This is a genomic window from Amphritea japonica ATCC BAA-1530, assembly GCF_016592435.1.
Lineage (GTDB): Bacteria > Pseudomonadota > Gammaproteobacteria > Pseudomonadales > Balneatricaceae > Amphritea > Amphritea japonica.
The window spans coordinates 2,382,397-2,397,735 of sequence record NZ_AP014545.1 but is presented as its reverse complement, the minus strand read 5'-3'; the positions used below and the strand labels follow the sequence as shown (position 1 = coordinate 2,397,735).

At 44.8% G+C, this 15,339-nt stretch carries 11 protein-coding genes; 6 read left to right on the top strand and 5 right to left on the bottom strand.

Features of this window, described 5'->3' with window-relative positions; translation table 11 throughout:
* Positions 1 to 39 precede the first annotated feature (39 nt).
* From AMJAP_RS11230 to pta, 3 genes are all read right to left on the bottom strand, one after another.
* A complete protein-coding gene (locus AMJAP_RS11230) occupies positions 40 to 1,509 on the bottom strand; it encodes a cryptochrome/photolyase family protein (RefSeq protein ID WP_019620469.1) in 1,470 nt (489 codons plus the stop codon).
* A 2-nt stretch (positions 1,510 to 1,511) separates the two neighbouring features.
* Complete coding sequence (locus AMJAP_RS11225) at positions 1,512 to 2,471, bottom strand: YbgA family protein (protein WP_019620470.1); 960 nt, start codon at positions 2,469 to 2,471, stop codon at positions 1,512 to 1,514.
* A 349-nt stretch (positions 2,472 to 2,820) separates the two neighbouring features.
* Complete coding sequence (pta, locus tag AMJAP_RS11220; protein WP_019620471.1) at positions 2,821 to 4,959, bottom strand: phosphate acetyltransferase; 2,139 nt, start codon at positions 4,957 to 4,959, stop codon at positions 2,821 to 2,823.
* A gap of 714 nt (positions 4,960 to 5,673) precedes the next feature.
* Between pta and dctP the strand changes: the two genes are divergently transcribed.
* The 3 genes from dctP to AMJAP_RS11205 all read left to right on the top strand — a co-directional run bounded on the left by dctP (position 5,674) and on the right by AMJAP_RS11205 (position 8,642).
* Complete coding sequence (gene dctP, locus AMJAP_RS11215) at positions 5,674 to 6,690, top strand: TRAP transporter substrate-binding protein DctP (RefSeq protein WP_019620472.1); 1,017 nt, start codon at positions 5,674 to 5,676, stop codon at positions 6,688 to 6,690.
* Positions 6,690 to 7,211, top strand: a complete 522-nt coding sequence (locus AMJAP_RS11210) for a TRAP transporter small permease subunit (protein WP_019620473.1) — start codon at positions 6,690 to 6,692, stop codon at positions 7,209 to 7,211. Before dctP ends, AMJAP_RS11210 begins: the two co-directional genes overlap by 1 nt.
* Positions 7,212 to 7,316: 105 nt before the next feature.
* Positions 7,317 to 8,642: a TRAP transporter large permease gene (locus AMJAP_RS11205; protein ID WP_019620474.1), complete on the top strand. Its 1,326-nt coding sequence runs from the start codon at positions 7,317 to 7,319 to the stop codon at positions 8,640 to 8,642.
* 60 nt (positions 8,643 to 8,702) lie between these two features.
* On the opposite strand, the gene AMJAP_RS11200 is transcribed toward AMJAP_RS11205, so the two are convergent.
* Together AMJAP_RS11200 and AMJAP_RS11195 are read right to left on the bottom strand one after the other, a co-directional pair.
* Positions 8,703 to 9,098: a hypothetical protein gene (locus AMJAP_RS11200; protein WP_019620475.1), complete on the bottom strand. Its 396-nt coding sequence runs from the start codon at positions 9,096 to 9,098 to the stop codon at positions 8,703 to 8,705.
* 245 nt (positions 9,099 to 9,343) lie between these two features.
* Positions 9,344 to 10,210: a response regulator transcription factor gene (locus AMJAP_RS11195; RefSeq protein WP_156815103.1), complete on the bottom strand. Its 867-nt coding sequence runs from the start codon at positions 10,208 to 10,210 to the stop codon at positions 9,344 to 9,346.
* Positions 10,211 to 11,048: 838 nt separating this feature from the next.
* Here AMJAP_RS11195 and AMJAP_RS11190 point away from each other — a divergent pair.
* The 3 genes from AMJAP_RS11190 (at position 11,049) to AMJAP_RS11180 (ending at position 15,297) form a co-directional block, all read left to right on the top strand.
* The gene (locus tag AMJAP_RS11190; protein WP_019620477.1) at positions 11,049 to 11,891 is read left to right on the top strand and encodes an endonuclease/exonuclease/phosphatase family protein; all 843 of its coding nucleotides are present in this window, start codon (positions 11,049 to 11,051) and stop codon (positions 11,889 to 11,891) included.
* Positions 11,892 to 12,289: 398 nt separating this feature from the next.
* Positions 12,290 to 12,970 carry a hypothetical protein gene (locus tag AMJAP_RS11185; protein WP_019620478.1) on the top strand — a complete coding sequence of 227 codons (681 nt, stop codon included), beginning with the start codon at positions 12,290 to 12,292 and terminating at the stop codon, positions 12,968 to 12,970.
* Positions 12,971 to 13,113: 143 nt separating this feature from the next.
* Positions 13,114 to 15,297: a caspase family protein gene (locus tag AMJAP_RS11180; RefSeq protein ID WP_019620479.1), complete on the top strand. Its 2,184-nt coding sequence runs from the start codon at positions 13,114 to 13,116 to the stop codon at positions 15,295 to 15,297.
* Positions 15,298 to 15,339 lie beyond the last annotated feature (42 nt).

Below are 15,339 nucleotides of genomic sequence, written 5' to 3'. Positions count from 1 at the left end.
TGGCCAGACAGAGTAAAGGAAGGTGTTAAATATCAGCGACTAAAGGCGATCTTCAGCTGCTTCTGTGAGTGGAAGTTTCTTTAACTCTGTATAGGCTGAAAGCGCGCGTTTTCTCGTCGTGTTCAGGTCTAAAATTGGTTGGGGATAGGTCGTCCCTAACGTAACCTGAGCGTCAAGAAGGATACTTTCTGGTGCGTCCCAGGGAGTATGAATATAACAATCAGGTAGGTTATTGAGTTCTGGAATATAACGTCGAACATACTCACCTTGCGGATCGAATTTAATACCCTGAACGACTGGATTGAAGATACGAAAATACGGTGCTGCATCGTTGCCACACCCTGCTACCCATTGCCAGCTAGCACTATTGGAGGCTAGATCAGCATCTACCAGCGTGTCCCAGAACCAACGAGCACCGTTATGCCAGTGCTGGAGCTGGTTCTTAACCAGAAATGAGGCGACCAGCATTCGTACTCTGTTATGCATATAACCGGTTTGCCACAGCTCTCGCATACCTGCGTCAATAATGGGGAACCCAGTCTGTCCCCGTTGCCAGGTTTGGCAGCTTTCTTTATGGTGCCTCCAGGGAAAGCGGTTGAATTTCTGATTGAGGTTCTCTTCGGTCATTGAGGGGGAGTGGTACAGCTGATAGTAAGAAAACTCCCGCCAGGCTATCTCTTTTAGAAAGGTGTCCAGTGGATGTTCAAGGCCAGGTGTGGAACATTGCTGCTGGCTATAGTGCCATACCTGTCTGGGTGAAATTTGCCCCCATCGAAGATATGGGGAAAGCGAGGAAGTTGCCTGCTTTGCCGGAAAATCTCTATTCTGGCTATATGACTTGAGCCGTTCTTCAGTAAATTTATGGAGTAATGCCCATGCCGAAGCTTCGGAGATGCTCCAGTGATCAGTTATTTGATTAGCCCAGGAATGTTCTGGCAGAAGCTTCAGCTGATCAAGCGCCAGTTGTTGACCGCTGTCTTCGCTGAAATGGATTTGTAGCTTAGGTTTGGAAACGGGTGTTTGAGGTGGCTTAGCATTTAAGCATCCTTTGCGGTAATAGGGTGTAAATACTTTATAGGGAGTACCGCTCTTCGTATAAATTTCCCAGGGTTCCCAGAGAAGAGAACCGTTGAAACTGGCAACCTCTATACCTTCCGCCAAAAGGCGCTCTTTAATATTAGTATCACGGCGGATGGCGTGGGGAGTGTAACAGCGATTCCAGACTACCGTATTTGCCCCGGTTTCTTTAATAAGCTGAATCAGGATGCTTAATGGCTCACCTTGAAACAGTTTGAGGCAACCATCTAACTGGTGGTTCAAGTCATCCAGGCTGTGATGAAGCCAACAACAGCTGGCGGCCCCAGGGCTCCACTCAGAGTTGTTAGCTCTGTCGTCAATAAATATGGGAATGACAGTCCCTTTCTGTCCAGCAAAGAAAAGGGCAGGGTTATCAGCGAGTCTGAGGTCTTGTCTGAACCAGACAATGACCGGGCTGTTAAACGAAGACATAGCTAATTACGTAGTCCTAAATGTGAGGGATAGGGCTCCAGGTATCGCTGAGTACGGATGTATTCACTACCTTTCTGGTTTATGTAGTGCGACAGCAGTGTCATAGGCGCTATCAGGTTTACCTCTCCCAGTCGGTATTGTTCAAATGTTTTTAAGATATCCCGGCGGACATGACTGTCTACAGATCGTTTCAAGTAGCCCATGATATGTTGCATTACGTTACAGTGAGAACCTCTGGATGCGGGTGTTTTTATAGCCGCCATAAACTGCTGGTGGTAAGTCGGCAACAAAGACTCTAATGGTTCTAAATGTGCCACAGCCAGCATTTTTCCTAACGTTTTGTAAGCAGTCTGGTTGTGTGCCATTAGAAGATATTTATAGCTGCTATGAAATTGAATAAGGTTATGGAGGCAGGGTTGTTCCAGCACTTCTGTTCTAAAGTTGTGATGTGCGAATACCCGCATAACAAAATTCTCTCTCAAGCAAGGATCATTTAACCGTCCATCTTCCTCGATAGGTAGATTGGGATAGCGTTCCATTAGTGCTTTGGCGAATAAGCCTGATCCTCTCTGAGCATGAGGGTAACCTGAACTCTGATAGACTTTTACTCGTTCCATACCGCAGCTGGGAGAGTCCTTTTTCAATATGAATCCATCAAGTCCACTGCATTTTTTGAGTATCGGTTGAATGGCACTCTTTAATTGTTCGGTGAGATCCTGCTCAGGGTCTTTTGTATAGGTCAGCGTTGGGCTTTCAGGCTCGCCAATCAGACGCATTGTCGGCCGGGGGATGCCAAAACCGGCTGCAACTTCGGGACAGAATGCCTGATAGTTAAAGTGCGATGCGAGTTGATTACGGCAAATTCTTGATTGGCTATGGCCGCCGTTAAAACGGACCTCTTCTCCCATAACGCATGCGCTTATGCCAACTGGAATTTCAATGACCTCATTTATATTGTTCATCTTAATCTCACCATTGCAGGGTATTTAAAACTTCATACGCCGGTAAATTGGAAACAGATCACTTTACTGTGGATGGAACGCACTAAAATTTAAGGAGAAATGAAACATGGGAATATACTTGACTAAATTACTAGGATTTATATAATAGCCTACTGAATAACTCGGGTATTAGCTGGCTAGTATTTTGTATCTGCTCTCTCACTCAGATAAATATAACCGCTAAGTGTGTCCTGGGGTGTTCAACTGCTGTGGCCAATTTCCCCTTCAAAGCTTTGAATAGAGATTGTCCTTTTTAGAGCCGCTGTATTTACAGCGGCTTTTTTTTGTCGTTTTGGGCGACCCTGGTTATCTAATTAACCTCACAGGCGCCTGCTTGTATGGCGGTTAGAGCGATAGTGAAGACAATATCATCGACCAGTGCACCTCGGGAAAGGTCATTAACGGGCTTCCGCATTCCCTGTAGCATCGGACCGATGCTGATCACATCTGCACTTCTCTGAACAGCTTTATAGGTAGTGTTGCCAGTATTCAGGTCCGGGAATATAAAGACAGTTGCCTGACCTGCAACATCGCTATCGGGAGCCTTAGACTTGGCGACACTCTCCATGACCGCTGCATCATATTGCAATGGCCCATCGATTAGCAGGTCGGGGCGTTTCTCCCGGGCGATACGAGTGGCTTCTCTTACTTTATCGACATCAACACCCTGACCCGAAGCGCCTGTGGAGTAACTGATCATCGCTACCCGGGGAGGGATGCCAAAAGCGTCGGCCGACTCTGCTGATTGAATAGCGATATCAGCCAGCTGTTCTGCGTTAGGATCAGGATTGATGGCGCAATCACCGTAGATCAATACCTGCTCTGGCAGACACATAAAGAAGATTGATGAGACAAGATTGCACCCGGGTGCGGTTTTTATCAATTGCATCGGAGGGCGAATAGTATTAGCCGTAGTATGAACAGCGCCACTAACGAGACCGTCTACGTGGCCCATTTCCAACATCAAGGTTCCCAGAACAACATTATCCTGAAGTTGCTCTTCGGCGATGATTTCAGTCATCCCTTTATGACTTCGTAGTTCAATTAATCGATCAATGTAGTCTTTGCGGATGAGCTCAGGGTCACGTATTAAAACATTATCATTGAGTAAGACCCCCTGATTCTTAGCGATCTGTACTATCTCTTTGGTGCTGCCTAAAAGAACGCAGCGAGCGATACCGCGCTCAGCACAAATTGCAGCGGCTTTGACAGTACGGGGTTCATTGCCTTCCGGAAGTACGATTGTTTTTTGAGCCTGACGGGCGCGATTGATCAATTGATACCGGAATGCTGGAGGAGAGAGGCGACGTTGATAGTTATCATCGACCAGCGTTGTCAGCCAGTCACGATTGATATGGGCAGCGGTTGCTTCCTTTATATCCCGGATGCGCGCCTGATCATCGGGCCGTGTCTCCTGATTCAGCTGAGTCATCGCAATAGCGGTCTGCCAGCTATCCTGCTCAATACTGATGATTGGCAAACCTGTCTTACATGCGCCAGCACAGAGCTTTAACACTGCAGCGGAGGGCATAAATCCACCGGTGAGAACGAGGGCGGCCAGTTCAATCCCATTAACAGCAGCCATGCAGGCGGCAACAATCATATCGTCACGGTCGCCCGGGGTAATGATCAATGCACCGGGACGCAGTTCATTGACAGCGTTAGCGACGGTACGGGCACACATAGTGATGCGGGTTACCCGGCGCGTTTTAATTTCGCCGGTATTAATCACGGATGCATTAAGGTGTTGAGCAATATCCCTGACTCTGGGCGTAATAAGGTCCCGGTTCCAGGGAATGCAGCCGAGTAAACGGAACTGGTGATCATTAAAAATTGTTGCGTGTTCTCGGATCACTTCTGCGGTAAGGCTATGAGTCACGGTGCCACTGGTACCAAGAAATGGCTGCATATAGCCTTCCCGGTTCACTGGGGCTCCTAGTTTGCTAATAATGCAGCCCAGCAGTTTCTTGTTTCTGATACCGCCATAAGCGCGGGCTGTAATATCAATGTGATCTTGCAAGGCTTCGATACTGTCGTTGCCTGGAGCCGCAACCAGCACCACCTGAGCGTCCAGTGCTTTGGCAATCTCTTTGTTTATACGGGTAGCGAAAGGCTGGCTTTCGGTATGTACCATGCCTTCAATAATGACAACTTCATTATCGGAAGGCAGGTTTTGTTCATAGCGGGCAACGATCTGTTCGAGTAGCTGGTCGCCCTTATCCTGACTAACGAGGTGTTCCGCCTCACGAATTGCCACAGGTTCCGCAATAGGGGAAGTACAATCGCCTTCTAACATCACCGTTGAGCTATCTTTGCCATTACCTTGTGCGATTGGCTTGAAAAAATGTACCTTAATTCCCTGCCTGTTCATCGCCTGGAAGAGACCTAATACGGCAGTAGTGAGACCTGCACCGACACCGGTTGGCGCAAGAAGTAATGCTTGAGACATCAGAGTTCCTTGAGGTCTTTTGTGACCTTAGTTAGTTCCCGGCACTTAAATCGGGTACTGAATCAGATTAGTAAAAAAGGAACCAGATCTGGAAGTGTTTTTATTGACTGGTATGGTGAGTGATTCTACGGGTTTGGTGTGAGACTTTACAGTTATTCCTCTAGTAGCAGAGATGTTTTTTTGTCAGTCTCAAGTCGGTGTCTGGGCTCTATTGAAATAGTAGAAAAGGGGAGATAATTGTTTGATGGCATATTTCATATAGACTGCGCAGAGGCTCTGCTGGGTATGTAAATATGATACAAAATTCCTGTTTAGATAATTGTTCCTAATATCGAACGCCTATCATCCCCTGAAAGGGGTAGGCCTGAAAATGGGCTACAATAAACGTCACCATATTTGTTTGTTCAGAGTTTTTGGTTTTATTGATTAATGTCATTAAAACAATGGATTAGGGTTGATTTGTCCGGCGTTAGGTCGTCTATTCAACGGCCTGTTTTATACCGCAAATGGAGTGGGCTTAAGGTGAGAGTTGAGGCTTGTTCGAACAGGGGCTTCTTTCTATTTATAAAAAATGGTGTTAAAAATAACGCACATCTACCCGCTAAGAGGTAGGCGAGTTATCAGGACGGTTATTGCTGTTTCTAACTTATTAGAAGAGCAGTGAGCTGACCAAGACCTTAGCCATCAGAAATATATAATAAAAGGAAGACGATAGTGAAAAGAAGAGATCTGCTTAAAGTCGCTGCTACTGGTATTGCTGCTGCACCATTGGCTCTATCCTCTACAACTGCCCAGGCGGGTGATTCGGTTCGTTTGCGGATGCAGACTCTGTATGGAACAGAAACCGATGATCTATACAAAGAATTTGCTAACGACGTAAAAACAGTTTCTAACAAAACTGTACGTATTCAGCGTTTCCGTGGTTCTGAACTGGTTCCTAATGACCAGATGCTGGATGCGGTATCTAAAGGTACTCTGGACATGTGCCAGGGTTATGCTGGCTACTGGGCTGGTCAACTTGATATTGCCAAGATCGAGTCTGGTATTCCAGGTGCATGGACTAGCTATGATGAGGCTATCTATCTGCAGCAGAAGCAGGGCCTGACGGCTCTTCTGGAAGAAGCTTACGCAGAGAAGGGCGTAAAATATCTGGGTGCTATTTTCGGTGGTCCATATGATTTGCTGACGACTAAGCCAGTTAAGAGCCTCGAAGATCTGAAAAAGATGAAGATTCGCGCAACCGCTACTGTTGCCGGAATTCTGGAAAAATTCGGTATCCCTACGGTTTACCTGCCAAGCCAGGAGCTTTATATCGCCCTGTCTACCGGTGCTATCGATGGCGTTATTTATGGCGGTTCTCTGGAATATAAAGCCCTGAAACTGCATGAGTCTGCTAAGTACTACACCCACCTGAACATGATCAACCCTGGTTATGCTGATGGCATGCTGATCAACATGAAGAAGTGGGACTCTATGTCAGCAGATCAGCAGAAGGCTATTGAACTGGCTACCGAAAAGCACGGAAAGAACATGCATGCCTGGAATGTAAACGGTTGCCTGGATGTAAACGGCGAAGGTATCTTCGAGTTTGCTTCTCTTCCTGAAGCTGATTCTAAAGCGCTGACGGCTGCAGCAATGGACGTATGGAAAGAGGAAGGAGCTAAATCGCCACGTAATGCTAAAGCAATTGAAGCTATTACAGCGACGGCTAAGGCTACCGGGAGAGTCTAATGTCAAAGCTTTCTCAATATCTTGCTTTTCAAGACAGGGTATCTGAGTGGGTCGGCCGGACCTTCTGTTGGTTGTGTCTGGTCATGATTGCAGTACTTTGCTACGAGGTGTCGGCACGTTATCTATTTAACAGCCCCACCTCGTGGGCACACGAGTCGACAACTATGCTGTACGGTACTTTCTGCATTCTGGCGGGTGTTTATACGCATAAACATCATGGCCATGTTCGCAGTGAAGTTATCTATAACTTGTTCTCTGAAAGGGTTCGAGCAGTATTTGATGTGATTACTGGTGTGATCGGTTTGGTTGTGTTTTCAGTGTTTTTCTACATATCCTTTAATTTCGCTGCAGATTCCTGGGCGATTGGAGAGGTTTCATCGAAAAGCACCTGGGGACCAATCGTATACCCATTCAAGTCTGTACTCCCTCTGGCCGTTGGCCTGATGATTTTACAGAGCATTGCTGCGCTGATTCGTAGTGCAATGATTGTTATCGGGGTACAGCCAGAACCGCAAGTCTGATTCTGGTTGTTGTCCTTGTCCTGATTGTGGCTCTGTAAGTCCCTCTGTCTGACCGGTAAATATTGTTTTTACCGATCAGACCTTCTATAAAGCAAAGGTGTTTTTGTGTTAGATCTAGATCCCTTATTGGTTACCTTTGGCATGTTTTTTTCTATGCTGATTCTGTTAGCAATAGGCGCTCCCTTAACCTGGGCACTGCTAACCGTGGGTGTAGGCTCGGCATATTTTTTGTGGGGTCCTGCCGGCCTTGAACTGCTGGCAACCAGTTCCTTCTCGGCTATGGATAACTTCCTGCTAGTAGCACTACCTATGTTTATTTTCATGGGGCTGATGTTGCAGCGTTCCGGTATTACCGATGATCTGTTCGATATGATCAATAAGCTGATGGGTGGTATCCCTGGTGGTTTGGGCATGGGAACAGTGATCATTTGCGCGATTATCGCTGCGATGGCTGGTGTCTCTGGTGCTGCAACGGTGAGTTTGGGCATTATTGCTCTACCGTCCATGCTGAAGCGTGGCTATGATAAGAAACTTGTGACAGGCACCATTATGGCTGGCGGAGCGTTGGGCTTTCTGATCCCGCCGAGTGTCTTGATGATTGTCTATGCATTTCTTGCCCGTGAGTCGGTGGGTAAGCTGTTTGCTGCGGGTATGATGCCAGGCTTGATGCTGGCTGTAATTTACATGGTGTATATTTTCCTGTTCGCATTAAAGAACCCGGAAAAAGCACCTACCATCCCTTTGTCAGAACGTCTTGGTGCGGTAGATAAGATAAAAGCGTTGAAGGCGCTGATTCTGCCGGGTGCACTGATCACAACGGTACTGGGCTTTATTATCGGTGGTGTGACTTCACCTTCTGAAGCATCAGCTATTGGTGCGGCAGGGGCGCTGGTCTGTGCTGCTATCTATCGCACTCTTAATGTGAAGATGCTGAAAGAAGTGCTAATGAGCACCACTCAGCTGATGGGTATGCTGTTGTGGATAACACTTGCTGCTGTATTCTTTAGTAAGATCTATATTGGCCTGGGTGCCGGTATGTTGATTACTGAGTTGGTGGAAGAGTCTAGCCTGTCGCCTTACATGGTGATTGTGGCGATGTTGGCAACCTACTTCATTCTGGGGATGTTTCTGGATGATTTCGCTATTGTCTTCATCACAGTGCCGTTGTTTGTTCCAATCGTTCAGGAACTTGGCTTCGATACGGTCTGGTTTGCAGTACTGTTTATTATCAGTATGCAGACAGCCTATCTGACACCTCCCTTTGGGTATAATCTCTTCTATATGCGATCGGTGGCGCCGCCCTCGATTACTATCTATGATCTGTATAAAGCGGTTATTCCGTTTATCATATTGCAGGTTATTGGATTGACGCTGGTGGTTATATATCCACAGATAGCCTTGTGGCTACCTAATCTGATCTTTGGTTCATAACGCTGAGTTAAATTGCTTAGCCAGAAATAAAAAGCTGCTCTATGAGCAGCTTTTTTTGTTTTAGTGTCGGTGAGTAGAGTGCAGGGCCGTTAGCCAGTGAATACCATCTTCCTCGGAGATAAAGCTGCGAAAATTGATCCCATGCATCATGGCAGATTGCTCCGCAATCGTATTTTCCTTACGGCTTTGCGGATCCATATCGACGTAAGCGATAGCCAGCTCAGGCCACAGCCACTCTTGGACTCCTTCAACAATATTAAAAGTATCCATAATATTGCGCATTCCTGATAGGTGGAACACTGCGAGAATCAGGTTGACGTTTTTTTCCTTACATCGCTTAGCAACGGTGCTCCACATATGTAAAGATTCATGGGTGACATCAGAGGTGTTTCTCGATCCATGTACTTCAACTTTTAGGTAGTCACCACATTCCGTGATGGTGAACTGGTAGGCCATAACATAATTCCTCTTTCCTTGAGTGATTATTGAAGCACATGTTTTCAGTTTTAGAAATATAAAACTGGAAATCGGCGGCAAGTGATCTTGTACAGTAGTCACTTTAGCTGGATGATTAAAAGGTGTTTGAATCGTTTCAGAGCGTTCAGAGCGTTCAGAGCATAAGCGGAAGTCTGATGTCTAATTATGATGCAGCTAGCCCCGTGTATCACGGGACCTGAGTGTGTCTCGGTATAGAACGATTGTTAAAGAGGCTTAGTAGTAGGAGGCTTCAGGTAATTAGTTAATGGATCGGGAGGGGAGTCTGCGGTTACCATCCGCAATGAATCAATGAATAGATGAAACATTTCCGCCTGGGAGTTGATATCTAGCTTTGCGTAGATGTTTTTCCGGTGGTGTTTGATGGTCTCCGGACTAATTTCCAGCTTCTCTGCAATGTATTTTACTGCATAGCCACGCAGTACCAGTTGTAATATCTGAGTCTCTCTCTGGGTTAGAACTGAACTGCCAAAATTACTCAGGGCGCATTCTAGATGAGAATCGAGAAAGTGCTCTTTTTGCTCGTTCTGTGATCCTGCCCACCACTTCAGTAGAATGGCCTTCACAGTAGAGAAGATACGTTGTATCAGTGCTTGTTGCGCCAGGGTAAATTTTGGTTTGTCATCCTGGCGGCTAATGGACACTTGAATGCTGGCATTCTCAGTCGGCACGATCAGACAGATTTCATCACCAAAATTAACCAAGCGATAGTAAACCCGGTAGAATTCGCTCTGCTTGAATGCCCCAGGTGCGACATCGGTGAGGCTAAATACACCTTCTGCCGGGCTGTCGACGGCTAGTCGATAAAATGGATCAAGCAGGTAGGCGCTTTCAATATAGTGGTCGATATGAATTCGAGGGTCTTCACCTTTACGTCGCTTTCGAAAAGGGCAGTATGGTTGCCCTTTTCTCGGGTAGACGATGAGCGTGCTGCCATCGGCATCAACAATCCTGCGCATGGTATCCATCAGGTTATCCAATGCATCGTCGTTAACACCATCCGTGATAATACCTGCGATGGCATCATGCCACTGCATCAGAGGTTCTTTAGCTACACGATGAAACTTCGACAAATCAGTAAACCTTAAGTAGCGATGTTTTGAATGGCTAATTAAAGCCTGCTTTTGAGGGGGAGGCAAGGGGCTGGATGGGGTTGATGCTTAAACAGGGTATTATTTTATTTAATGTTGATTGATAGGCGATTTTACTGGGGTTGAGCCTTACTTCACTCAGGCTGCTTTATTTCTAAAGTTACATGGCAAATTACCTGCATTGTCATTGGAGGCCTCTCTTGAGAAGATGAGAAGACTACTAAAGGTTGTCTAAGGAGTCATTAGCCTCCCCTGCATTCAGTGATGAAGGGCTCGTTCTGAGGCTATAGTTCATATGAAGATACAAGCACCAATACCGTGGCAGCCGCGTAGAAATATTGATGGATGACCCTGTTCGGCTGTTGTTCAAAAAGCCGGTGGGCTTTGTGATGCCGCTTAGTGTCAGCGATTAGTGTTAATGATCCGGTGTTGTGAATCACAATCTCAGGTTCAGTCTGAGTTGATGCAGTGCTGTTTTATAACGTCTCTTTTGGTGCTAGGAATTTTATTTCCTTTCTATTTTGTTTTTTTGTGGAAAAAATAAATGATTAGTCTATGCCTATATTTTCTCATAATTATTCATAATAGAGATATATCTCTTAAACTAGACTAATTTTTAGTGTGGCTATTTATTATACAATTGAGAGTTGTAGGTATTAGAGTTTCCATAAATGTTGTGTATGGGTTTTTCTATTCGCAAGAGTCTTTTGTTAGGGAAGTGGAATATGAAAATAATCAGTGTTACTTTGGCTTATTGCTTAAGTTGAATCGTATTAAATATCCATAAGTCTGTCTAAAATAAGTACTGAGAGTAAAGTAAATGCGTGGAAAAGTACTGCTGAAAAGATTTATAGTAAAATATTTTATTATATTATTCGTTGTATTCAATGCTTATGGACTAAAAATATCCCACGCAGGAGAGGGACTGAGCATAATCTCCTGGAATGTGTGGTTTGATGGTAGTACTGGTCACCGGCGATACCCTCTGATTCTTAACGAACTATACAGGCAGGATGCAGATATATTGCTATTGCAAGAAGTTACACCATACTTCATAGAACTTATGAAGCAGCACCCCTTATCAGCTAAATACAACTTAGCTCAATCCGATCAAAACGCTAACTATCAAAATATTACTCTTACCAAGCAGCTCCCAGAAATGTCTAAAGTACTGGTTCTTCAATCTAATATGCAGCGTAAGGCCTTAATTGTTCAGCTTGAATTACCAAGTTCAAAAGATCAGATTAACATTGTAAATGTTCATTTAGAAAGCCCTCTTGATGATGATTGGCTGAGAGAACAGCAACTAGAGAAGATTATCGGATTTGTTGAAGAGGACGCTTATCTATTGATTGGTGGAGATTTTAATTTCGGAAATGGATCACCTGAAGAATCTGTTTTGAATCGTACATTCTATGATTTAGCGGTTAAGGATGAGTATCAAGATAAGCCAACTTATGACATTGAAAGAAACTATTGGGCTAAGCAGACTAAATATTGGTTTGAGCCGAGTCGTCGCTTAGATCGTTTTTATCATAATTTACCGTTTTCTGTTGAAACTAAATATTCTATCTTTGCCAATGCTCCTGTGTTTGAAGATAATAAATATATGTCAGATCATTTTGGAGTTAGGGGAGATCTTTATTTTAAAATGTCTGACTGAATAGTTTTTTATTACTGTGTTAGCTGTAGATATAAAAAGGTTTAGGCTGAATTTTTTTAGAGTTAATACCACAGTTTAACCTTAGAGAGGTGCTATAAAATTTATTTTATAAAATTCTTTATATCTTTTTAACTTAACGGGGTTATACGAAAGTTTAAGAGATGCGTGAGAGATTGTGCTTCGTTATTGGGGGAAATCAGGTATTGGAGTTATTTGTGTAATTGTTTTTTTATTTATATTAGTTATATTATTCAAAGACTTTTGGTAGGTTTGTATCATCTATGCTGTAACTGGTCTGAAAATGTTGCGCTCCGGTTGCTAAAATACAGAGTAGTTGTTTTGAAAGAGACTGTTCTTGGATACTCTTAGTAAGTTAATGATAGTAAAGGGATAATTATATGAAGTTGCTTAAAAACAAAATGGCAATCGTTTCTTTTTCTGCACTAGTGCTTGCGTCTAATCCCGCATCTGCGGGGATGAATGTGGATACTGAGGCTAAAGCCGATGCTGGAGCGGTTTCTCAGTTAAATACTGCCTCGAGTCTGGCAGCTCTGGGTCTGGCTCAAGAAGATGCTTTGCTTTTGATTTCTGCCGCAAAATTACGAAAAGGGGTAGCTATCACAACGGTTCAGGCAGAGAAAACCTCGGAAGGGGGTGAAGATTCTAACAAGGACAGTGGTGTGAGTTTGTCTGCGAGTGAGTTGCTAGAGCGTGCAACGGAGCTGGCGGGCGATAACGCAGGATTGTTAGCGTTAATTGAAGATGTGAGAGATATCAAAGAGCGTGGCCGGATAGGTGGTGCTGTTAATGGGCATGATGACCGGGTTCGAGCTGATTCAGTTGATACGTATACAATGAGATTTAAAGGAGATCGTAGAGCTGAGGTATATGTAGAGGGCGATGGCGATACTGATCTAGATTTGTTTATTTATGATGAAGATGGGAATTTAATTTGTTCTGATACGGATAGAACCGATCAGATGCTATGTCGCTGGACTCCAAGTTGGACTGGTAAGTTTAGAGTGAGAATTAAAAATCTGGGCGATGTTTATAATGACTACACGCTTTATACTAATTAATTGAACTGTGGGGTTGAGATCTATTCGACCCCTTTTCCTGCCTCACCCCCCACACACATCCGGCGTAAAAATTTTTCCTCTTCTACACTGCAAATATTTTCTTGTTACTAGCCTCGTGATGTTAATAAGAAGGGAACTTGAAAATGAAAAAAAATTCTAAAATTGCAATAGTTCCTCTGTTTTTTATAGTAATGCTTTGGGCAAGTGCTGCATTCGCAACGAATAAAGCGATGCTTGTTGGCGTGACTCAATACCCTCACCTAGAGGGTGCAGATTTAGAAGGGCCTGAGAATGATGCCGCATTAGTACGCCAAGTGTTACTGAGTAGAGGCTTTGGTGTTGAAAATATCACGCTGTTGAGTGAGAGCGATTTTGCCGATGGTAAACCGACCCGACAGTCAATTGTAGATGGCCTTGAGAAACTAGTAAGTGGCGCCAGGAAGGGAGACTTCATTTATTTACATTTTGCTGGACATGGGTCCCGTCAGCCAGCGGAGTCTGTAAGTAATACGGAAACAGACGGGTTGGATGAGATTTTCTTACCCTCCGATGCAGCAGGCTGGGATGAGTATATAGGCTCTGTAAAAAATGCGATAACGGATAATGATATGGCACTCTATCTAGACCGTATTCGAGATAAGGGTGCTGATGTCTGGGTTGTTTTCGATAGTTGCCATTCAGGCACAATGACGCGAGGCGGCGGTTTTGGTGAAGTTCGTTTTCGCCAGGTTGATTCTGCCGTCTTGGGTATTCCGGTGGGTGATTCGTCATCATCACGGGGCTGGAAGGATGAAACTATTGGTGAGCAGGCAACTTTTTCAATCGTTGATGACAGCGGTGCAAATGATGGATTTCGAGGTAACTTAATTGCTTTTTCTGCTGCTCAGGCGACACAAACGGCCCCGGAAATGAAGTTGCCCCGCGGCGCCAAGGATAGGAAGTTCCATGGTCTGCTGACCTATACGATGATGAATGCTTTAGCTAAGCATCGAGGCATAAGTTATAGCCAATTGGGGCAGTACATATTGAATCAATATCGGTTGATGCCATTTAGAAGTACGCAACCTTTGATTAGCGGCACTAATTTAAATACACCTGTTTTTGGTGAAGAGTTTGCCAGCACTACTGTGCTGACTGCTAATGTAGCTAAAGATAAAAAGACTATCTCGGTCTCCGCCGGACAATTACATAACTACAACGAAGGCTCACTGATTAATTTATACAGTTCGGCACTGCTTGATGAGGATGACTTTTTAGGTCATGCCAAAATTATGGAAGCGAGTCCTTTATCTAGCGTGGCACGCGTCGTTGGGGCAACTGAGAAAGCGTTACCGCAAAAAGTCTTTACGGTGATGAAAGATCCAGTCTTGGGGTTCACTATGACGGTTAAGCCGGTCGCTTCAGCGACGATGACTGACGCTCAAGTCCTCGACCTTGATAAAGCAGTTAAAGCAGCGACGACTGCCAATCCGATGCTGAGATATTGGAAAGCAGGTGAGGTTGCCGATCTTAGGGTGTCTGTGTTTGAGAATAAGTTATGGTTTTTAACTGCAGATCAAAGCTTACCCTGTCAACAGCAGGGTCTACCAGCTAAAGAGTTTAAAAACTGCTCTGACTTACGTTCAAGGCAGCGGCTATTGAATTTAGATTTTGCACATGGAAGCTCCTCTCTATTCGAGGCGATAGTTAAACCTGTCGCGAGCGGGTTAGCGCGAATAGCCAAAGGTGAAAATATTATTAGACTGCGACAACTTGTGAATCAGGGAAGGGCGGGCAAACAATCACCTTTAAATATCGAAATGACCATAAAGGTTGCTGGTAAAGAAAGCCCGTACCCCACGACTGAGGTCCCCGTTTTTCATGAGGGGGATAGTGTTCATCTGGTAATAAAGAATCGCTCAAAGAAGTCACAAGATGTCAGTGTTCTTTATAAAGATAGCAGATACGGAATTATGCAGTTTTTTCCTGAGCATTCTGGCGAGGCTAATCGCCTTGAAGCCGGTAAAGAGTTTACTTTGGATTTAGAGCTGATCCCTGAGCCAGAGGGGGCGGAAGACCTTATTGTTCTGAGTCAGCCAGCGTCAGGTGTGTTACGTGACTTTGCTTTTTTGGAGCAGCCGCCTCTGGGGGTGACAACACGCAGCTCTGTGAGTGCCGGGGTCAGAAATCTAGCGAGTCAGTCGCAAATGCAGGTTTTGTTTGAAGCGGCGGCAACAGTCGATAGTGATCTAATGAACCACTATTCAGCAACCGTACGCGGAGCGAGAAGGTCTTCCCCCCCGGAGCTTGGTTCGATGGAAATCTATCGATGGGAAGTGAGTCAGTAGCATTAAGATAGCAAAGCTATGAAATATGTTTCATAGCAACTA